This window comes from Paenalicyclobacillus macrosporangiidus (genome assembly GCF_900116805.1).
Taxonomy (GTDB): Bacteria; Bacillota; Bacilli; order Alicyclobacillales; family Alicyclobacillaceae; genus Alicyclobacillus_H; species Alicyclobacillus_H macrosporangiidus.
Genome location: NZ_FPBV01000014.1, coordinates 1 through 19,202, shown reverse-complemented (window position 1 = coordinate 19,202; position 19,202 = coordinate 1). Strand labels below are relative to the sequence as shown.

The following is a 19,202-nucleotide window of genomic DNA, read 5'->3' as shown; positions in this document are numbered from 1 at the left end:
CTTGCGCAGCTCCTCTCACAGGGTGTGAACGTTCGGGTGCTTGGCTTTGTAAATCCCCCGGCAGTCCAACACGTTCCGGGCATGCCTTTGGATGAGTTCGTAATCGACCTGAGAGTGGTCGGTGAGAATCGCCACCACGTCGAAGCTGGAAACCGTCCGCTCGGTGAGGGGCGTGGACTGTTGTTGCTGGCCGCCGATGCGAATCTCGGGCACGAGCGGGTCGTGGTAGGCGGTCACCGCCGATCGCTGGGCGAGCGCTTCCAACACCCGCAGCGAAGCCGATTCGCGGGTGTCATTCACGTCGCGCTTGTATGTGACCCCCACAATCAACACCCGCGGTTGCTCGACGCCGCTCAGGCTCACAATCCGCTCCGCCACAAACGTGGGCATGAAGTGGTTGATGTGGTTTGCCGCATCGACGAGGTCGAGCGTGCACCGGGCCCGGTCCGCATACCACTTCAGGTACATCGGGTCCACGGGAATGCAGTGCCCGCCGACACCCGGCCCCGGATAGTAGGGGACAAACCCGTACGGCTTCGTCGCGGCTGCGGCAATGGCCTCCCACAGGTCGAGGCCGGTTTGATGGCACAGCACCGCGAGTTGGTTCATCATCGAGATGTTGATGAAGCGCTGCGTGTTCTCCAGCAGTTTGGTGAACTCCGCCACCCGCGCGGACGACGTCGGAACCACCTGGTCGAAGACGAGGCGGTAGAGGTCCAGCGCCCGTTCGAGCGACGCCGGCGTCACGCCGCCGACCACCTTGGGAATGCGCTTGAGATTGAACTTCTCACCGGGATTGATGCGTTCCGGGGAATAGGCGACATAGAAGTCTTCACCGGCCCGCATGCCGTACGTCTCGAGAATCGGGATCAAGACTTCTTCGGTGGTGCCGGGAAATGTGGAACTCTCCAGGACAATCAACTGGCCTTTCGCCAGGTGTCTGGAGATCGACTTGGCGGCCTCCAGGATGGCGGTCAAATCCGGCGCATCGCGCTCATTGAGCGGGGTCGGCACACAGATGAGCACCGCGTCGGTTCCCGCGATCTCGCCGATGTCCGTCGTGAAGCGGATCTGACCGGCCTGGAGAAGGGTCTGCAGGGATGGGTCCGGCACATCGGCAATGGGGCTTCTGCCGGCATTGAGCGCCTGAATCTTGCGCGCATCGATATCGATACCCACCACCTGAACCCCGCTGCTCGCAAACGCCACTGCCAACGGAAGTCCAACAAATCCCTGTCCAACCACACCTACGCGCTGGAACACATGGCCGGCCATGAAGTGTCCCCCTTTCGGTTGAGTCCCGTCCAGCATATGACCAGGTTCATCCAGCGGTTTGGTCAAGTGTTCCATGGACAGGGAAATGTGTGTTTGTCCGCAAACAGAGAACCCGCAAGGCCTGAGGCCTTGCGGGTTCCGGTTTCTCCTGCCGCTCACTCGGTGTCGTATCCGGCGTCTTCAATGGCCGCTTTCAGTTTGGCCACGCTGGTCTTTGACTCGTCGAAGGTGACGGTCGCCTGTTGACCCTCGAGGTCCACATGGGCATCCTGAACGCCGTCCACCGACTTCAGGGCCCTTGTGACCGCGTTCACGCATCCGCTGCAGGTCATGCCTTTGACGATGATGGTTTCGGTCGCCATGAAAGTCATCCTCCTTCTCGGTTGAAGTCAGGCACCGTCGGTGGCGAAGATTTGCTCCCTGTTACACCGCGAGCACCTCTCGTCCCAGTTTCAGGCGGCGCAGCAACAAGCTGTTGGACACCACGCTGACGGAACTGAGGGCCATGGCGGCGCCCGCGATGACCGGGCTGAACAGGCCCAAGGCAGCCAGGGGGATGCCGAGCACGTTGTAGAAAAACGCCCAGAACAGGTTCTGGCGGATCTTGCGCAGGGTCGCTCTGGACAGGTGCAGGGCCTCCACGACGCCGTGCGTACGCCCGTGCATCAGGGCGATGTCCGCCGCTTCCAGCGCCACATCGGTCCCCGTGCCCATGGCGATCCCGATGTCCGCCGCCGCCAGCGCGGGTGCGTCGTTGATGCCGTCCCCGACCATGGCGACCACCCGCCCGTGCCTGCGAAGCTCCTCCACCTTGGCCGCTTTGTCGGACGGCAGGACGCCCGCCATCACGTTGTCGATCCCCACCTGCCGGGCCACCGCCTCCGCCGTGCGCGCCTGGTCTCCCGTGATCATCCACACCTCAATGCCCATGTCTCTCAACTGTTTCACTGTGCCGGCGGCGTCTGGTTTGACGGTGTCGGCGATCGCGATCGCCCCCAACACCTCGTCCTCCCGGGCCACCAGCACCGCCGTCTTGCCGGCCTGCTCAAACGCTGGCAACACGGGATCGGGGACGGTGAGGCCTTGTTCCAGGAACCACGTGCGATTCCCGACCCGCACCGCAGCACCGTTCACCATGCCCTGGACGCCCCGGCCGGGCACCGCTTCCACACCGGAGGCGGCGGGGATGTCCACACCTTGCTTCTTGGCGTACGTAACCACCGCCAGGCCGAGCGGGTGCTCGCTCTGCGCCTCCAGGGCCGCCGCAGCCGCGAGCAGCTGTTCGCGTGCCACGCCCGCAACCGTCCACACGTCGGTGACCATCGGCTTGCCGAGGGTGAGCGTCCCCGTCTTGTCGAATACCACCGTGTCGACGTGGTGAGCCCGTTCCAGGCTTTCGCCGCCCTTGATGAGGATGCCTGACTCCGCCCCCAGGGCGGTGCCGACCATGATGGCGGTCGGTGTGGCGAGTCCCAGCGAGCACGGACAGGCCACCACCAGCACCGCGACAGCGGCGAGCAGGCCGTGGGCCCAGGCGCCGAATCCGCCCCACACCAACAGCGTGAGCACCGCCACCCCGAGGACGGCGGGGACAAAGATGCCGGAAAGGGTATCGGCAAGCCGTTGCACGGGTGCCTTCGACCCCTGCGCCTGCTCCACCAGCCGGATGACCTGCGCCAGGGCGGTGTCCCGGCCCACCTTGGTCACCCGCATGAGAAAGGCGCTCGTCTGGTTGATGGACGCGCCGACGACCGGATCGCCCGGCCGTTTGGCGACCGGCATCGATTCTCCTGAGAGAAACGACTCGTCCACCGACGTCACGCCTTCTTCGATCACGCCGTCCGCCGGCACCTTTTCACCCGGACGCACCCGGACGAGATCGCCGACCCGCAGGGCCTCCACGGGCACGTCGGTCTCCACGCCCTCCCGCAGCACGTGGGCGAACTTGGCGCCGAGCTGGGCCAAGGACGCGATGGCTGCGCTCGCCTTGGCCTTGGCGCGGGTCTCGAGCAATTTGCCCAGAAAGACGAGCGTCACCACCGTGGCCGAGCTGTCAAAGTACACGTCGGGACGTCCCATGACCGTCCGAATGGCGCTGAACACATAGGCCACGCTGGTGCCGAGCGCCACCAACACATCCATGTTCGCGGCCCCGCCGCGGAGGGCGTGGTACGCACCTTTGTAAAAGCGCCAGCCGGCGTAAAACTGCACGGGGGTGGCGAGCAGCCACGCGATCCCGTTCGGCAGAAAGGGGCGTCCGCCAAACAACATCATCCCCATCTGCACGACGAGGGGCAGCGTCAAAAGGGCGGAGAACCAGAACTTGGCCAGGTCCGTGCGGTACGCCTGAAGCTTGCGCTGTGTTTCCGCCTCGTCCGCCGCCGCGGTGGCCAGCGTGGCGCCGTATCCCGCCTTTTCAATGGCTCGGATGAGGTCCTGCTCGTCCATCCCGCCGGAGACGTACGTCACGTGCGCCCGCTCGGAAGCGAGGTTGACGTGGACCGACCGAACGGCGTCCAGCCGGCCGACGACCTTCTCAATGCGGGCGGCGCAGGCAGCGCATGTCATCCCCTCGATGGCCAGCGTGACCTCTTTCACTTGACCCATGGGTTCACCTCCCGCAGCCGTTCAGGACCGGGTGAATTGGCGGATGACATCCATCAATTCGTCGATCTTCTCCTCGCCCTGCTGCCGGTTCGCCAACGCGTCGGCCACGCAACCACGGGTGTGGGCATCGAGCACAGACAGGCCCACCTGGTGCAGGGCGCTCTTGATGGCCGAAATCTGCACCAAGATGTCGACACAGTAGCGGTCGTCCTCGATCATCCGCTGGACGCCGCGCACTTGCCCTTCAATGCGCCGCAGCCGGCGCAGCAGGTCGTCCTTGTGCGCGGTATAAGGATGCCCCTTGTGATCGGCGCACATCGCCATCCCCACCTTTTTCATCGCTCGAAAACACCATACCCCTGTACCGTATCCTTGTCAACAGACGAAGCTGCGATGCGCGTGGACCAGACAAGAAACCCCGCAGCGGGTACGGGGCTGCGGGGTTTCTTGATGAACATCTCTGCGGGTTTCCGCGGAATGGGAATCACGCCGTGTAGTTGGCCAGCGTGTCCGTCAGCACCGGAACGACCTGCTTCTTGCGCGAGACCACGCCCTTCAGGACGGCCCGGTTGCGGTCGAGGGTGACGCCGTAGGCGATCTCGACGGCCTTGGCTGCACGGCCGAGCGCGATGGCCACGGAGTCGTTGTTCAGGATGTCCGTGATGACGAACACGAAGAGATCCAGCCCCTTGGCGTCGATGGTGCGTTGGATGGCCGCCTCCACGTCCGCCTGCCGCTCGAGGACATCGTTCGGATCGACGGTGTTGACCTGTGCGATCTCGACCTTGTAGGCGCCCATCTGAAATTCCTTGGCATCGAGGGTCAACAGCTCCTCGACGGACTTGTCGCGCACGTTCGCGCCCGCTTTGAGCATGGCCAAGCCGTACGAATCGAGATCGATCCCGGCGATGGCGGCCAACTCGCGGGCGGCCGCGACGTCCTGCTCCGTGCAGGTGGGCGACTTGAGCAAGAGGGTGTCGGAGATGATGGACGACACCATCAGGCCCGCCATCTCCTTGCTGACCGAGACGCCGTGCTCCTTGTACAGCTTGTTCAGGATGGTCGCGGTGCAGCCGACGGGCTCGGCCCGGTAATACAGCGGTTGGCTGGTCTCGAAGTTGGCGATGCGGTGGTGGTCAATCACCTCGGCCACCTGGACCTGCTCGATGTCGGGGGCGCTCTGTTGGCGCTCGTTGTGATCCACCAGGATCACCTGTTTGGCCTCTGCGGAGACCCCGTCCACCAGCCGCGGCGGTTGCACCCCGAAGTGATCCAGCACAAAGCGGGTCTCTGCGTTCAGCTCGCCGAGGCGCACGGGCTCCACCGAGGCGCCGAGTTTCGTCTTCAGATCGGCATAGACCAATGCGGAGCAGATGGAATCCGTATCCGGGTTCCGATGTCCGAAGATCAGTACCTTGTCCACGGTCATCCTCCTCATTCGCTTTCCGGCACTATCATACCAAAGTGGAGAGACAAGCGGGAGCTGCAAGCGCGGGCCCCACCGGCGAACCGCGCCGCAGAAAGAGCCCGCATCCTCTCACCCGGCCTGGCGGAGGATGAACCCTGCCGGTGCGCTGCGTTAAGATAGCAGGAGAACGTCCGGCTGGAGGGCGGTGAGTACGATGGACAGGTACAAAGTCCTGGTGGCAGACGACAATGATCGCGCGCGCCGTGCCGTGTGCACCTGGTTGGCCCGGGAGGACCGGTTTCATGTCGTTGCGGAGGCGGCGAACGGAATGGATGCCGTCCGCCTGACCCGGCTGCATCATCCCGACTTGGTGCTGATGGACCTGCGCATGCCCGGCATGGACGGATGGGAGGCGACCCGCTGCATCAAACGGGATCTGCCCGACATCACAGTGGTGGTGTTGAGCGTATCCGACGATCCGGCGGATCTGTTCGAGGCGGTTCGCGCCGGCGCGCAGGGGTACCTGGTGAAACGGATGCATCCGGAGGACTGGATTGCCTACCTGTTGCGCGTCATGGATGGGGACGGTCCGCTTCCGCGGGAGATGGCGCTGCGCCTTTGGTCCTCCTTTCGGCCCGCGGCTTCGGACGGCCATGGGGCCGCCGGAGGGGGAGAGGAAAGGACCCCGGGGCGCACGGGCCCCTTCGGCGGCCGTCTGGATTCGGCCCGCGCGGACAAGCTGACGGCCCGGGAACAGGAAGTCCTCCGGCTGGTGCGTACGGGCGCCACCAACCGGGAGATTGCTGACGCCCTCTTCATCTCCGAGAACACCGTCAAGAACCACATCAAGAACATCCTTGCGAAGCTGCACCTGCACAACCGCGTGCAGTTGGCGGCGTACCGGGTGCCTTCGGGGGAATAGGCGGACACACGTCCGAAACGATAGCCGGTCGTCGTGAGGGCGGCCCCGGGCCACGGGACGGCCCACCAGGCTCACCGCCGCGTCACCCCGGTTTGACGACGCGGACGGTGGTTCCCGGCGCGGCGGGTTCCATCTCCAGGCACGCGCCGATCTCGTTCGCCCGGCTGGCCATGATCTGAATGCCGTAGTGGCCGACGCCGGCACCGGGCTGAAAGCCTCGTCCATCATCTTCCACGCGGAACGCCCAACCACCGGCCGGATTGGATTCCAGGGCGACCCGCACGCGTGTGGCCCCGGCGTGTTTCTTCACATTGGCAATCGCCTCTTGGGCAATGCCGAACAACTGCACCTCTTCGGCGGGCGTCAGACGAACAGAAGGGTCCATCCGGACCTCCCAACGGATGTCTTGGGACCAGAACGCCTGGGTGAGCAGGGCCCGCAGGCGGCTGTGCAGGTCCGGGCCGTCGTCCAAGGGCCGCCGCAGATGAAAGATCACCTGGCGGACGTTGTCATCCACCTCCCGCAGCGCGACCCGGATCTCGCGCCATGCCTCCTCGATCTCAGGCCTGTCTGCGTCCGTACCCGCAGAAGCTTGCCGCAGCGCTTCCAGTTGGATCCCGATGGAGAACAACGTCTGGGCAATCTGGTCGTGCAGCTCGCGCGCCAACCGCTCCCGTTCCTCCATCACCGCCCGGGCTGCGCGCTCGCGGGCGAGCGACTGGGTGGCCGCTTCGAAACGCCGGAACAATCCCTGCGAGAACAGGGCGATGACGACGGCGGTGAGCAGCGCCATCAGCCAATTGCCTTTCGACATGGAGACGTACGGGAGGCCGAACTGGTGACGGACCAGCTCGGCGGCGAGGACGATCCCGGCGGGGCCCAGGACCAGGGTGACCCGGTAATACCGAAGTGGCATACAACTCCCATCCTTCGCCCAAACGACTTTACCTCCTCTACTATCCCGCACGGCGCATCGTCATGCAAATCACCCCGTCGCGTCCGTTGGACACGCGGGACGGAAACCGGTACTGGGCGGCGCCGGGACCGGACGCAATCCTGCCACAGAAATAGCCCGGGTGAGCTAGATTTCCGCAATGCAAGATTGGGTAAGCTGGAATCGTTCGGATTGCGTGAGGGGAGGGGACGCCATGCGAAGGTTGGGCGGCAGGATCGCCGGGTGGATCCGGATCCTCGCGGCGATCCTGTGGGTGTGCGCGTGGCCGACGACCGTGTCCGCGCACGCCTACGTCGTTCACGCCGACCCGCCCCCGAATGCGGCGTTGGCGAGCGCCCCGGCCACCGTGCAGATCTGGTTCGATGAACCGGTTCAGGCGGTGTTCGACGCCCTCCAGGTGACCGGCGAGCAGGGGCAGCGCGTGGACCGCGGTGACGCGCATGTGGATGCCAACGATCCGAAGCATCTCTTGGTCTCCCTTCGCCCGGGATTGGGGCAGGGCCTGTACACTGCGCGGTGGCGGGTGGTCTCCGCAGACGGCCACCCGGTCTCGGGCACCCTGCCGTTTTCCGTGGGACAGGCCGCGTCGAACGCCTCCGTGACGGGGCAGGCGTACTTGCCCGGGGCGGACATGGTGGCCGTGCGCTGGGGAGAATACCTGGGCCTGGCCGGCGCCGGGGGGCTGCTGCTGTTCTGGTGGCGGGTCGTGCCCGCCCGGTTGCGGGATGCCCTGTGGCCCCGTGTGCAACGGGCTCGTCTGGCCGGGTTGGCCGTGTTGACGGTGGCGGTGCTGGCCAACCTGCCCTTGCAGGCCCGGCTGGACGCCGGCGTCGGGTGGGGACAGGCGCTCGCCCCCGGCGTGTGGTGGCCGGTGTTGACGGCGACCCGGTTTGGTCCCCTGTGGGGATGGGCCGCCGCGATGGTGGCGGTGCTGTGGGCCGCCTGGGCGGCGGGACGGCGCCGTGGAGCGATGTGGGTCACCCTCTTGGCCACGGCCGTCTGCATAGCGGCAAAGAGCGCCAGCGGACACGCCGCAGGCGCGACCGTTCCGGCGGTGTCGATCCCGCTGGATGCCTTTCACCTTGCCGCCGCGACACTGTGGATCGGTAGTCTGCTCGGCATGGTCGTGTTGCTGTCCCGGGTGGAACCGGTCGTCGCGGATCGGGACGAGCGCATGGCACTGTACTGGGAGACGATGCGCCGCTTCGCGCCGTGGGGCATCACCAGTGTTTGCGTGCTCGCCGCAACCGGCCTGTACGCCGCTCTGGACAACATCCCGACGGGATACGCCTGGATCCACACCCGCTACGGTCAGACGTTGCTCGTGAAACTCGGCGTGTTCTTGTTGATGTTCGGCCTGGCCGCTTTCCATTGGGTGCGCGCGCACGGCGCACCGGCGGGACGGCGGCGGAGCATCCAACGCACGCTGGCGGCCGAGCTGGCATTGGGCGCGGTGGTGTTGGTCATCACCTCGGTGTTGACCAATCTGCCGCCGGCCGCCGCGGCGCCCGGGCCGGTGGTGCAGACCCAGACCATCTCCAACGATGTCCGGGCGACGCTGCGGATCGAACCGAACGAGGTCGGGGACAATGTGTTTGAGGTGGAGCTGCGGAACGGGGCGGGCCAGCCGGTGACCGGCGTGCAACAGGTCACGCTCGCGCTCTCGAGCCTCGAGATGAATATGGGGACCGACACCATCCGGCTGGAACCCGCTGGCCGGGGCGTGTACAGGGCACACGGGTTGTATCTGACGATGGCCGGCAGGTGGCGGGCGCATCTGCACGTGTTGACGGCGGACTTGACGAACTGGGATGCGGATTACGAGTTCGTCACCGGCAATCCGTCTGCATTTTGAGAAGGCGAGGAGGATGGTATGATGTTTACAAAGAGAATGACAGTTTGGTCGGCCGCGGGCGCGTTGGCGGCCACCCTGGTGCTGGGCGCGCCGGCCGTATGGGCGCATGTCACGGTGTCTCCGAAGACATCCACCACGGGGGCTTGGGAGAAGTACACCATGCGGGTGCCGACGGAGAAGGATGTCCCGACGGTGAAGGTGGTCCTGAAGGTGCCGGACGGCGTCACCTTCGAGCAGTACGAACCGGTCCCCGGATGGACGGTCAGCGAGGACAAGGACGCCTCCGGCCGCGTGACCCGTGTGACGTGGACCGCGACGGGGGCCGGCATCGCGCCAGGGCAGTTCCAGGAGTTTTCGTTCGTCGGCCAGAACCCGAAGCAGGCGGGCAGCGTCGCCTGGGACGCCTACCAGTATTACAAGGACGGCAGCATCGTGGAATGGACGGGACAACCGGGGGCCGATACGCCGCACTCCGTGACGGACATCCTCGCGGCGGCGCCTGCTGGCACACAACCGGCTGGGACGGCGAATACGACGGGGGCTCCGGCGGCGGGCACGAACACGGCGGCACCGGCCGCGCCGGCCTCCGGTACGGCGGAGTCGCGCGCGCCGGGATGGCCCGGGATCGTCTCCGTCATCGCCCTGGTGCTTTCGGTCATCTCCTTGGGCACCGCGTGGCTCAGCCGCCGGACGAATCGGTGAAGCTCGGGCGGGACGGCGGCGCGCGGCCGGCCAACCTGGTGAATGCGGGGTGATGGTGTGCGGACTCGGGCGGGCAGGATGGTGTTCTACGCGTTCGTCGCCGTTCTGGTGTTTGCCATCGCGGGGGCCATCGGCTACATGGTCCGGGCGGGGGGCGGCGCTCTGCCGGTGACGGGACAGGCGTCCGATTTCACGGCGACCAATCTGGATGGAAAACCGGTCCGGTTCAGCAGCCTGGACGGCAAGATCCGGCTGGTGACGTTTTTCTACACGCACTGCCCGGGGCCCTGCCCGCTGACGGCGTACCGGTTGGAGCAGGTCCAGAATGACCTCAAGCAACAGGGGCTGTTCGGGACCCAGGTCGCCATCGTCTCGGTGACCCTGGACCCGGAACACGACACCCTGCAGGTCATCAAGGACTGGTCGTCCCACTATCAGCCGGACTACGGCGGGTGGTATTTCCTGCGTCCGGATCCCCAGCAATTGCCCGCCATTCTGAAAGCCTGGGGGATCTACAAGCAGCAGGTGCCCAATTCCGTATACATTTCCCACACGCTGGTCACAGAGCTCATCGACCAGAACGGGAACATCCGCGCCACCTACCTCGGGGACAATCCGGACCCGAAGAAGATGGAGCAGGACATCCACAGCCTCATCGCGCGTTGGCATTGGCTGTGAGGAGGTTTGGCATGGTTCGAAAAGGTGCCGCCCTGTTGATGGGACTGGCCTTGTTGGGCGGTGGCGGCTTGGTGTGCGGTTGCGGACAGGCCACCCAACCGTCCCCGCCTCAGCCGGCGGCGCAGACACCGCTGCCCACGGTGCAGATGACCGTCCCCGCGCAGGCGAAGGCGGGGACCCCCCTGCTCTTGCAGGTGCGCGTGACCCGGAATGGATCTCCCGTCAACCAACTGGACGACGTGATGTTCGAGGTTTGGCCGGACAAGCCGGATGCACAGCACGACCTGATGCATGCCAAGCGCACCGGCGACGGGGTGTATTCCGCTTCGTACACGTTTCCGGCGCCCGGAAAGTACTGGGTGATGTACCACGTGATCGATCACGGAAACATGGTCATGACCGCCCCGCAGTCCGTTCAGATCAACCGATAGACGGATGAGCCGCCGTTCTCCAGACCTGCCGCACCCCGCCAAACCGCCACGGCGGACCCGACGTTGATCGTCTCGGAAGGAATTGACCGCCCTCCGGTGGCCGGTTAGCATCAGGGTGAACAGGGCAGTGGCTGCGGGAAGGGGGGCGGGGCGTGGCAGGACAGGTGACGGTGGCCCAGCGGTTCGGCGGCGGTTGGGCCGGCCCGTTGTCTCTGGCGTTGGCCGCCAGTATTTGGGGCGGCTTGTACGTGGTCAGCAAAGTGGTACTGGATGCGGTGCCGCCTTTCGCGTTGGTGTGGATCCGTTACGCGATTGCGGTGTGCGTGCTGTTCGGCGCGGGATGGGCGATGCGCCTGCCCATGCGGGTTCCGTGGCGGGACTGGACGCGGATGGCGGTGGTCGGCTTGGTGGGGTATGCGCTGTCCATCTCCGCCCAGTTCGTCGGGACGTACTGGTCCACGGCGCAGATGGGCGCGGTCATCACGTCGACCACTCCGGCTTTCATGGTGATCTTCGGCAGGATGGTGCTCGGAGAACCCGTCACTTGGCGAAAGGGTCTGTCCGTGGTCCTCGCCACGGCCGGCGTGTGGATGATCATCGGGCTCGGCGGCCTGGACGCCGGAGCGCGGCTGGGCGGATGGGTCCTGGTCCTGGCGGCCCTGACGTGGGCGTTGATGTCCGTCCTGGTGAAGCGGGTGCCGCCGCAATACCCCTCTTGGGTCATCACGGCCCACGCGATGCTCGCCGCCTGGGTGGTGATGACACCGGCGGCCATCTGGCAGGGGAGAGGCGTTTCGTGGGCCGCGCTCACGCGCCCGGGCCTTGTACTGGGCATCCTGTACATCGGCGTGATCTCCACCGCCATCGCGTTCTTCTTGTGGAACTACGGTTTGCAACGGGTGGACGCCGGAACGGGCGGACTGTATTTTTTCTTTCAACCGTTGACGGGCGCGTTGTTGGGGTGGTGGTGCCTCGGAGAGCGGGTGGGCCTGTCCTTCCTGGCGGGCGCCACCTTGATCACCGCCGGCGTGGCGCTGGTATCACTTGGCCAGCATCACACCGGCGGTCGCGAGCGCGGCGTACAGGGCGGTCCACCAGGTGAGGCGATCCAGCCCGCGCAACAGCACGATTGAGAACAGGGCGACCAACACCGGCTCCAGGCCCACCATCACGGCGACGGTGGAGAGGGGCGAGGTGGCTGCGGCGACGAAGAACAACAGCACGCCGGCGGCGGACAGGCAGCCTGCGGACCACAGATAGACGTTGAACGTGCGCGTGTACACGCGGATGTACGAACTGAGGCGTCCGGATGCTGCGAGGACGGCGAGGTAGCTCAGGCAAGCCGCTGTCACGTCCAGGGCGGCCGCCAGGGTGGGATCCAGTCCTTGGTTCATTCCAAGTTTCCGCAGGAAGTGGCCGCTGCCCTTGAACAGGGCGGCGGCGACGCCAAGGGATACCCCGAGCGTCAGGAGCGCACGCTGCGGGTGGCGTTGGCGTTCCCACAGGAGCACCCCGATGCTGGCGAAAATCAGCGCCACGCCCGCGAGGCGCTCGCCGTCCAACGATTCCTGCAGGAAGAGGGCGGCCAGCACCAACGTGACCATCGTCTCGAGGGTGGCAATCACGACGCCGCGTGTGGCGCCGAGCACCCGGATGGCGCCGTACAACGACATCCGTCCGAGCATCGTGCCCACGATGCCGCCGAGGGCGCACAGGCCGTACCCCATCCACGCGCGGGGGGAAGACAGCAGGCTGGCGTCCGCCTCGTGCGCCATCTTCACCAGGGTGGCGACGCCCAGTATCAGGCTTCCGACGACCAGGATAGGCAGCAGTCCGTTGTCATCGCTGTCGAGGTCCGCCTGCCCGCGGTGCAACAGGACGTAAGAGAGAGAATAGCACACCGCGCACAGGAGGGCCGGCACGACTCCAGTCATACGCAGGTCTCCTTCACCGGGATGGGACAATCCCCATCAAAATGTATGTCCACAGCCCGGCGCGCATGACCGAAATCGAAAGCCGCTTCAATCTTTCAGGTGGGGGGCCGCCCGGTCGAGCAGCGCTTTCACCTGTTGGGCCATCTGGGTGTACGTCTGTTTCGCTTCCTCGTTGCGGGTCTCCATCGCGAACATCTCCAGGTCGGCCTGGATCTTTTTCAGATTGGCCGCGACCATGGCCTTCGGCTTCGGCTCCGGGCGCGGCGGATGATCCTGGTACAGGTCCGCATAGACCCGGCCATTGGAATCCACCTGGGCGAGAAACACGTCACGAAAGTCTTGCGCGCCCAGTTTGCGCACCTCCTCCAACAGCCATTCGCGGGTAAAACCCGCGTCCCGCAGGGACCGTTCCATGACGTGCCCGTCGATGATGACCAACCGCGGTTCGTGTTCCGGGGTGATGGCGGTCCCGGTGTCTTTCGGCGTCAGCGGCTGGACCTCCGACTTTTTCATCACACTGAGCTTTCCGTTCATCTCCAAGATGGCGTATTCCACATCCGAGACCTTGAAAACATCTTTCTCCCGCAGCATCTGCATGAGCTCTTCGATGGACAGGTTGCACGCTTTCAGGTTGCGCTCCAGAATCTTCCCCCGTTGAATGACCACGGTCGGGCGACCGTCCAAGAACACCCGCGCCCGGTAGGATTTTCTCTGCAACAGGGCAATCAATAAGGACAGCCCGCACCACAGCAACAGGCTCACCACGGCGTGGCGCGTCTTCACTTGGTCCAGCGACCAACTGGCGGCGATGTTGCCGATGGTGATGCCGACGATGTAATCGAAAAAGCTCAACTGCGCCACCTGACGTTTGCCCAATACGCGCGCGACCACAAACAGCACGATGAAGGCGATCACGGACTGGTACAACACTTCGTGCGTCGTGGGCATGGAGACACTCCGTTCCCTGACAGGATCACACCCCGAGAGTATGGCCGTGCGCGGGTGATCCTATTCATGGGGTCTCATGATATAGCATTTCGCGCCAACAGAACCACAAGTTTTGTATTTTCTTCTTTCCGCTCCCATGTTAGGCTTTTGTATACGCGCCCGTCCGCTGGGGACGGACGCCCTACTTCGGCCGAATCCGGACGGACGTCCGGCACGGGGACCTGCGTTCTTTGAGGGGAATGCCGCAAGGCTGGAGCGGTCTCTGGCTCCAACCCGTCAACGCGCCCCGGAGGCGTAGGGAGGAATCGAAATGACCGCAACAGGAATGCGCAGGCTTGTCGCATCGGCCGCACTGGTTTTCGCAACGCTGGCACCCATCGCTGCACCGGTGGCGTCCGCTTCGACGGGCTCGAGCGTGGCCGTCACGCACAGCGCGTCTCTGCCACCGGGCGTCACCTACGATGCCTCCGTGCACCCGTTGGCGAAGCCGTCCGCTTCCCGGCAGGCGAAGGTCAACGCGGTCCTGAAGGTGGCCCAAAGCAAGTTGGGGACGCCGTACGTGTGGGGTCACAATGAGGATCGCGGACAGTACGGATTTGACTGCTCGAACTTCACGTCGTACGTGTATCATCACGCGCTCGGATACAAGATGAGCACCGCGTCCCGCACGCAGGCGAAGTCGGTGGGCTGGACGGTGCCCGTGTCCCAGATGCAGCCCGGCGATCTCCTCATCTTCAACAACGGATCGCACGTCGGCATCTATGCGGGCAACGGCCGCATGATCCAGGAAGGCGGCGGCCTGGGCAAGGTCGGATACCTGCCCGTCACGCCGAACTCCTACTGGGGCAAGCACATCACCGCCGTCAAGCGGATGTTCTGACGGGGACGCATGCACGGAAGAAGGAGACCCTTTGGCGCGTTCCGCGCGGGATCTTGGTTTTCGTTCCGCATGCAAACGTTGGGCGGCTGTCCGTCGCGCGCCGGGTCTGCCTGCGATATGCTGGAGCAGACAATCGAATCCGGTGATGGAGCTCACCGTATAAATGCCCATTGAGGATGATGGCTCCTGTGCATCTGATGGATGGCACAGGAGCCGTTTTTGCGTACAGACGCAGGCACCGTGCGTCCCGCCCGATCTTGCGTCCAAATCGCGGTAGGGATTTGTCCACCCGGGATGTCCGCCTTGGACACACGTTGGCGCCCCTCATACGGTATCTCACCGTCCCGTGAGGCGGGGAGATGCAAGAGGAGGGGTCTGTCGTGTTCAGTTTGGCGGGAGCCGATCTGGTCCGCTTTCTGTTCGCCGTGGCCGCCCTGCTGGCGGCCGCTCATGTGCTCGGTTACATCGCCGAACGCCTGGCCATTCCGCGCGTCATCGGAGAAGTGTCAGCGGGTCTTCTGCTGGGACCCACCGTGCTCGGCATGTGGTTTCCAAACGCGTTTCACGCGTTGTTTCTGGGGTTTTCATCGGAGGGGAGCTTATTCGGGTTCCTGTCGCAACTCGGGTTGATGCTGCTCATGTTTCACTCGGGCCTCAAGTTTCAGGCGCGCTTCGAGGCGTCCGACCTCCGGATTGGCGCGGCGATCATCGCGGCGTCGACCGTCCTGCCCTTCCTCGCGGGCTGGTTGCTGACGATGGTCTGGGACCCCGCGCCATTCCTCGGTCCTGCGAATCAGCTCACCGCGTTGAAGATCGTGATCGCCATCTCCATTGCGGTCACGTCCATCCCGGTCATCTCCAAGATCTTCGCGGACCTCGGGATCCTGCACTCGCGGTTTGCCAAGGTGATTGTGGCCGTGGCGGTGGTGCATGACATCCTCCTCTGGGTGGCCTTGGCGGTGGCCTCGAGCCTGGTCAGCAGCCACGGCCAGGTGGATGCGGGCGTCCTGCTCAAGAGCCTCGGTGTCACATTCGGCTTTCTCGCGGCCTGCACGGTGGCGCTGCCCTGGATGCTGCGCCGTGTGACGTCCCGGCGGGTCAACGTCCTGTTCCGGGCGTCTTTCCTCGGCTACTTCCTGCTCATCCTCCTGTTGATTTCCGACATCGCGGGGTATCTGAAGGTCGACGTGATGTACGGGGCGCTGCTCGCCGGCGTGGCGACGAAACTCACCCTGCCAGAGCGGCTGCGGGAGCGGGTGGAGGCGAGCACGCGCGACCTTTCGTTCTCTCTGTTCATCCCGCTGTACTTTGCGGTCGTCGGTCTGCAGTTGGACTTGGCGCACCAGTTCAGCGTGGGATTCTTCCTGCTGTACGTCCTGTTCGCCACGGCGACACAGACTCTGGTGGTGTACGGCACCTGCCGGGCGATCCGGTGTGATCGATTGACGAGCCTCAATCTCGCCGCGGCGATGAACGCGCGCGGAGGGCCCGGCATCGTCCTCTCGACGGTCGCCTATTCCCTCGGGATCATCAACCAGAATTTCTTCGCCATCCTGGTGATGCTGGCGTTGGTGACCTCGTGGATGGCCGGATCTTGGCTCCGGTGGGTCATTCGGCGCGGGGAGCGGCTGATGCCAGGCGACGAGCACCTCGTCATCCAGCGTGCGACCCCGGAGCCGACGGACTGGGTGCCGGGGTTGGAGACGGGGCAGCGTTGACGCAAGCCCGGACCGGCGCAGGGGAAAGCTAAAGAGAGAGAATCGGTGAGGAAGCGGGAGGCGGCGATGCGCAGAAAACGGTACCACATCAAACCACAGGAGCTGTGGATGACGGGTGCGCCGACCCTGGAGGGATTCGACATCCCCATCAACGAGGACGACGCCAAGCGCATCGACCGCTTGGTCGACCTGTACGAGCGCCGCATCATGGCCCACCTGGACGAGGAGTATCACCGCAAGACCCGTTGGGCCGACCGGCTGGCCGACCGCATCGCGCGCTTCGGCGGGAGTTGGACCTTCATCGTGTGCTTCGCCGCCTTTTTGGCCCTGTGGATGAGCTGGAACACGGTCCGTTTCCTGCCGCATTTCGACGAGCCCCCGTTCATTTTGCTCAACCTGATCCTGTCGTTCATCGCCGCCTTTCAGGCGCCCGTCATCATGATGAGCCAGAACCGGCAGGCCGCCCGCGACAAGCACGAGTCTGTCATCGACTTCGCCATCAACTACAAGGCCGAGCAGGAGATTGACGACATGCAGAGCCACCTGCACCGGATCGAGGGGCGGCTGTTCGAGCTGGAGTTGCTGCTGCGCGTCATCAAAAACCGGTTGGATGCGAGATGAAGCCGGTGACGCCGATGGAACCGAAGGCGGCGGACCGGCCGCCGGCCGGGGCGGAGTGGATCGCGCAGGTGAAATGGGACGGCGTGCGCGTGTTGGTATACCGGGATGACGGGGGCGTGCGGCTGTACAACCGGCACCGGCGGGATCGGACTTGGCACTACCCGGAATTGCTCGATGCGGAGGCGTATTGCACGGCGTCGTCGGTGATCCTCGACGGGGAGGTCGTCGCCCTCGGCCTGGACGGCAAGCCGGATTTTCACGAGGTCATGCGCCGGGACGGGGTTCGGCGGCGAGAACGGGTGGCGGCGTTGCAGCGCGCGGTCCCGGTGTTTTACATGGTGTTCGACATCCTCTACTGCGACGGGGCCTGGGTGACGGCGTGGCCGTTGGAACAGCGGTTGGCGCTGTTGCGCCGGGTGATCCGGCCCACCGCTCATGTGCGTTGCGTGGACGATCACGCGGACGGCGCCGAGCTCTTCGAACGCACGCGGGTGCTCGGGCTCGAGGGCATCGTGTGCAAGCGCCGGGACGCCCCTTACCGGGTGGGAGAGAAGCGGGGGGATTGGCTCAAGGTCAAACACGTGCACGACCTGAATGCGGTGATCGGCGGCTACACCATCGGCGAGGACGGCGGCATGGGCGCGGTGCTGCTCGGTGTGTACGACAGGGCCGGGCGCCTGTGGTACGTCGGACACACCGGCAGCGGTCGCCTGCCGTCGGCGGAGTGGCGCGCTTTGGCGGACGTGCTGGGCCCCTTGCGCGTCCCGGAGGCGCCGTTTTTCCGCCGTCCCGGGCGATCCCGAGGCGCGCAATGGGTACGGCCGGACATCACCGTGCGGGTCACGTACAGCACGTGGACGCCCGGTCGCTCGCTGCGCACGCCGGTCCTGCAGGCGGTGCTGGATCTACCGGCCGCGGCATGCGTGTGGCCGCCAGACGCCCCCATGCCGCCGGATGGCACCCGATAGACGCCGGACGCACCGAAACGGCCGCAGGCCCCGTTGCGCGCCGGGGCCTGTGGCCGCGCACGCGGGTGCGAGCGGGAGGAGGCCGAGGCACTGCCTCCGTGTGCCCGCGGGACCCCTTCGGACCGGTCAGTGAAAGTCGACGTCAATCCGCTTGCCGATTTGGGTCTTCGCCTTGGGGATGGTGATCTCGAGGACGCCGTTTCGATAGGTGGCCTTGGCCTGGTCCTCCTCCACGGCGGCGGGGAGCGGGACCGTGCGGGAGAATTGGCCGTAGAACCGTTCGGCCCGATGGATGTTCTCCCGCTTCTCCTCGTACGTGCGATGGACCTCGCCGCTCAGGTGGAGATGACGGTCGTGGATGACGATATGGACGTCCTCTTTGCGCTCCAGGCCGGGGATTTCGGCCGTCACGATGACGTCGGACGGCGTCTCACGCACATCGACGCGCGGCACGTTGCCGAAGCGCAACCAGTCGCTGTCGAACAGTTGGCCGAGCGCCGGCCACGACGGCAGGCCGTTCTCGCGTCGGAAGATCCCCAGCGGATCATACGGAATGAGTGGCATGGCACAACCTCCTCCCGTGGATGTCTGCGCGCTTTAGGATGCGCTGCCGGGCGGAGATTATGTCACGGCGGCCGCGGAAGGGCACGGGGACCGGCGTGCGGTGCGGGTGCTGGCTAGCAGGGGGGCTTGGAAAAAAAAAGCGGCGGCCGGACCCACGGGTCCGGCCGCCTCGCCGCGGTGGATGATGGACGTTGTTTCACATGTCCATGTCGCCCATGCCGCCGCCGGCAGGTGCCTTTTCCTTCTCCGGCTTGTCGGCGACGACCGCCTCCGTGGTCAGGAACATCGCCGCCACGCTGGCCGCGTTCTGCAGCGCCGAGCGGGTCACCTTCGCCGGGTCCACGATACCGGCCTTGATCATGTCCACCCACTCGCCGGTCGCCGCGTTGAAGCCCTGGCCCACCGGCTCCTTTTTTAGGCGCTCCACGATGACCGAGCCCTCGACGCCCGCGTTCTCGGCGATCTGCCGCACCGGCGCCTCGAGCGCCTTGCGCACCAGGTTGACGCCCGTCAGCTCGTCGCCCGTCGCCTGCACCTTGTCCAGCGCCGGGATGATGTTGACCAGCGCCGTGCCGCCGCCTGGCACCAGGCCCTCCTCGACCGCCGCACGGGTCGCGTTCAGCGCGTCCTCGATGCGCAGCTTCTTCTCCTTCAGCTCCGTCTCCGTCGCAGCGCCGACCTTGATGACCGCCACGCCGCCCGCCAGCTTCGCCAGCCGCTCCTGCAGCTTCTCGCG

The 19,202-nt window shown here is 65.4% G+C and carries 20 protein-coding genes and 1 riboswitch; of the genes, 10 read left to right on the top strand and 10 right to left on the bottom strand.

All coding sequences use genetic code 11. The features are described from left to right. Positions 1 to 15: 15 nt before the first annotated feature. From BM357_RS11995 to BM357_RS11975, 5 genes are all read right to left on the bottom strand, one after another. Positions 16 to 1,275 carry a nucleotide sugar dehydrogenase gene (locus BM357_RS11995; protein WP_074953590.1) on the bottom strand — a complete coding sequence of 420 codons (1,260 nt, stop codon included), beginning with the start codon at positions 1,273 to 1,275 and terminating at the stop codon, positions 16 to 18. Positions 1,276 to 1,430: 155 nt separating this feature from the next. Beyond that, complete coding sequence (locus BM357_RS11990; protein ID WP_074953587.1) at positions 1,431 to 1,637, bottom strand: heavy-metal-associated domain-containing protein; 207 nt, start codon at positions 1,635 to 1,637, stop codon at positions 1,431 to 1,433. 61 nt (positions 1,638 to 1,698) lie between these two features. Further along, positions 1,699 to 3,882, bottom strand: a complete 2,184-nt coding sequence (locus BM357_RS11985; RefSeq protein WP_083430465.1) for a heavy metal translocating P-type ATPase — start codon at positions 3,880 to 3,882, stop codon at positions 1,699 to 1,701. Between the two features lie 21 nt (positions 3,883 to 3,903). Next, a complete protein-coding gene (locus BM357_RS11980) occupies positions 3,904 to 4,221 on the bottom strand; it encodes a metal-sensitive transcriptional regulator (RefSeq protein ID WP_425426545.1) in 318 nt (105 codons plus the stop codon). A 145-nt stretch (positions 4,222 to 4,366) separates the two neighbouring features. Next, entirely contained in the window at positions 4,367 to 5,305 is a 939-nt protein-coding gene (locus BM357_RS11975) for a manganese-dependent inorganic pyrophosphatase (RefSeq protein ID WP_074953584.1), read from the bottom strand. Positions 5,306 to 5,504: 199 nt separating this feature from the next. Here BM357_RS11975 and BM357_RS11970 point away from each other — a divergent pair, with 199 nt between their 5' ends. Continuing rightward, entirely contained in the window at positions 5,505 to 6,212 is a 708-nt protein-coding gene (locus BM357_RS11970) for a response regulator (protein WP_074953581.1), read from the top strand. Between the two features lie 82 nt (positions 6,213 to 6,294). Here BM357_RS11970 and BM357_RS11965 read toward each other — a convergent pair whose 3' ends face one another. After that, on the bottom strand, positions 6,295 to 7,128 hold the full coding sequence (locus BM357_RS11965) for a sensor histidine kinase (RefSeq protein ID WP_074953578.1): 834 nt from the start codon (positions 7,126 to 7,128) through the stop codon (positions 6,295 to 6,297). A gap of 232 nt (positions 7,129 to 7,360) precedes the next feature. On the opposite strand from BM357_RS11965, the gene BM357_RS11960 reads away from it, so the two are divergent. The 5 genes from BM357_RS11960 (at position 7,361) to BM357_RS11940 (ending at position 11,966) form a co-directional block, all read left to right on the top strand. Next, positions 7,361 to 9,022, top strand: coding sequence for a copper resistance protein CopC (locus tag BM357_RS11960; RefSeq protein ID WP_074953575.1), 1,662 nt, complete (start codon positions 7,361 to 7,363; stop codon positions 9,020 to 9,022). 21 nt (positions 9,023 to 9,043) lie between these two features. Then, positions 9,044 to 9,724: a YcnI family copper-binding membrane protein gene (locus BM357_RS11955; protein ID WP_074953571.1), complete on the top strand. Its 681-nt coding sequence runs from the start codon at positions 9,044 to 9,046 to the stop codon at positions 9,722 to 9,724. A gap of 57 nt (positions 9,725 to 9,781) precedes the next feature. Continuing rightward, positions 9,782 to 10,402 carry an SCO family protein gene (locus BM357_RS11950; RefSeq protein WP_175511516.1) on the top strand — a complete coding sequence of 207 codons (621 nt, stop codon included), beginning with the start codon at positions 9,782 to 9,784 and terminating at the stop codon, positions 10,400 to 10,402. An 11-nt stretch (positions 10,403 to 10,413) separates the two neighbouring features. Beyond that, on the top strand, positions 10,414 to 10,833 hold the full coding sequence (locus BM357_RS11945; RefSeq protein ID WP_074953563.1) for a FixH family protein: 420 nt from the start codon (positions 10,414 to 10,416) through the stop codon (positions 10,831 to 10,833). Between the two features lie 152 nt (positions 10,834 to 10,985). Beyond that, on the top strand, positions 10,986 to 11,966 hold the full coding sequence (locus BM357_RS11940) for a DMT family transporter (protein ID WP_074953560.1): 981 nt from the start codon (positions 10,986 to 10,988) through the stop codon (positions 11,964 to 11,966). On the opposite strand, the gene BM357_RS11935 is transcribed toward BM357_RS11940, so the two are convergent. Both BM357_RS11935 and BM357_RS11930 read right to left on the bottom strand, forming a co-directional pair. Next, the gene (locus tag BM357_RS11935; RefSeq protein WP_074953556.1) at positions 11,874 to 12,767 is read right to left on the bottom strand and encodes an EamA family transporter; all 894 of its coding nucleotides are present in this window, start codon (positions 12,765 to 12,767) and stop codon (positions 11,874 to 11,876) included. The genes BM357_RS11940 and BM357_RS11935 overlap by 93 nt on opposite strands. An 87-nt stretch (positions 12,768 to 12,854) precedes the next feature. Beyond that, positions 12,855 to 13,715 carry a DUF421 domain-containing protein gene (locus tag BM357_RS11930; RefSeq protein ID WP_074953553.1) on the bottom strand — a complete coding sequence of 287 codons (861 nt, stop codon included), beginning with the start codon at positions 13,713 to 13,715 and terminating at the stop codon, positions 12,855 to 12,857. 310 nt (positions 13,716 to 14,025) lie between these two features. Here BM357_RS11930 and BM357_RS11925 point away from each other — a divergent pair, with 310 nt between their 5' ends. The 4 genes from BM357_RS11925 (at position 14,026) to BM357_RS11910 (ending at position 17,902) form a co-directional block, all read left to right on the top strand. Continuing rightward, the gene (locus BM357_RS11925; protein WP_245783976.1) at positions 14,026 to 14,595 is read left to right on the top strand and encodes a C40 family peptidase; all 570 of its coding nucleotides are present in this window, start codon (positions 14,026 to 14,028) and stop codon (positions 14,593 to 14,595) included. A 132-nt stretch (positions 14,596 to 14,727) separates the two neighbouring features. Beyond that, positions 14,728 to 14,791: riboswitch (Fluoride riboswitch) on the top strand. Positions 14,792 to 14,975: 184 nt separating this feature from the next. After that, positions 14,976 to 16,313, top strand: coding sequence for a cation:proton antiporter (locus BM357_RS11920; protein ID WP_074953550.1), 1,338 nt, complete (start codon positions 14,976 to 14,978; stop codon positions 16,311 to 16,313). 45 nt (positions 16,314 to 16,358) lie between these two features. Next, positions 16,359 to 16,934 carry a DUF1003 domain-containing protein gene (locus BM357_RS11915; protein ID WP_245783975.1) on the top strand — a complete coding sequence of 192 codons (576 nt, stop codon included), beginning with the start codon at positions 16,359 to 16,361 and terminating at the stop codon, positions 16,932 to 16,934. Then, complete coding sequence (locus BM357_RS11910) at positions 16,931 to 17,902, top strand: ATP-dependent DNA ligase (protein WP_074953544.1); 972 nt, start codon at positions 16,931 to 16,933, stop codon at positions 17,900 to 17,902. Before BM357_RS11915 ends, BM357_RS11910 begins: the two co-directional genes overlap by 4 nt. A 126-nt stretch (positions 17,903 to 18,028) precedes the next feature. Here BM357_RS11910 and BM357_RS11905 read toward each other — a convergent pair whose 3' ends face one another. Then, on the bottom strand, positions 18,029 to 18,466 hold the full coding sequence (locus BM357_RS11905) for an Hsp20/alpha crystallin family protein (protein WP_074953541.1): 438 nt from the start codon (positions 18,464 to 18,466) through the stop codon (positions 18,029 to 18,031). A gap of 196 nt (positions 18,467 to 18,662) precedes the next feature. Continuing rightward, positions 18,663 to 19,202 (bottom strand): TCP-1/cpn60 chaperonin family protein (locus tag BM357_RS11900; protein WP_281245593.1); only part of this gene is annotated, 540 nt, incomplete at its 5' end.

Coding starts and splice junctions, on each gene's coding strand:
- BM357_RS11905 (WP_074953541.1), bottom strand. CDS start 18,466: ATGCCACTCATTCCGTATGATCCGCTGGGGATCTTCCGACGCGAGAAC.
- BM357_RS11995 (WP_074953590.1), bottom strand. CDS start 1,275: ATGGCCGGCCATGTGTTCCAGCGCGTAGGTGTGGTTGGACAGGGATTT.
- BM357_RS11955 (WP_074953571.1), top strand. CDS start 9,044: ATGTTTACAAAGAGAATGACAGTTTGGTCGGCCGCGGGCGCGTTGGCG.
- BM357_RS11960 (WP_074953575.1), top strand. CDS start 7,361: ATGCGAAGGTTGGGCGGCAGGATCGCCGGGTGGATCCGGATCCTCGCG.
- BM357_RS11965 (WP_074953578.1), bottom strand. CDS start 7,128: ATGCCACTTCGGTATTACCGGGTCACCCTGGTCCTGGGCCCCGCCGGG.
- BM357_RS11985 (WP_083430465.1), bottom strand. CDS start 3,882: ATGGGTCAAGTGAAAGAGGTCACGCTGGCCATCGAGGGGATGACATGC.
- BM357_RS11945 (WP_074953563.1), top strand. CDS start 10,414: ATGGTTCGAAAAGGTGCCGCCCTGTTGATGGGACTGGCCTTGTTGGGC.
- BM357_RS11930 (WP_074953553.1), bottom strand. CDS start 13,715: ATGCCCACGACGCACGAAGTGTTGTACCAGTCCGTGATCGCCTTCATC.
- BM357_RS11925 (WP_245783976.1), top strand. CDS start 14,026: ATGACCGCAACAGGAATGCGCAGGCTTGTCGCATCGGCCGCACTGGTT.
- BM357_RS11970 (WP_074953581.1), top strand. CDS start 5,505: ATGGACAGGTACAAAGTCCTGGTGGCAGACGACAATGATCGCGCGCGC.
- BM357_RS11935 (WP_074953556.1), bottom strand. CDS start 12,767: ATGACTGGAGTCGTGCCGGCCCTCCTGTGCGCGGTGTGCTATTCTCTC.
- BM357_RS11980 (WP_425426545.1), bottom strand. CDS start 4,221: ATGAAAAAGGTGGGGATGGCGATGTGCGCCGATCACAAGGGGCATCCT.
- BM357_RS11910 (WP_074953544.1), top strand. CDS start 16,931: ATGAAGCCGGTGACGCCGATGGAACCGAAGGCGGCGGACCGGCCGCCG.
- BM357_RS11990 (WP_074953587.1), bottom strand. CDS start 1,637: ATGGCGACCGAAACCATCATCGTCAAAGGCATGACCTGCAGCGGATGC.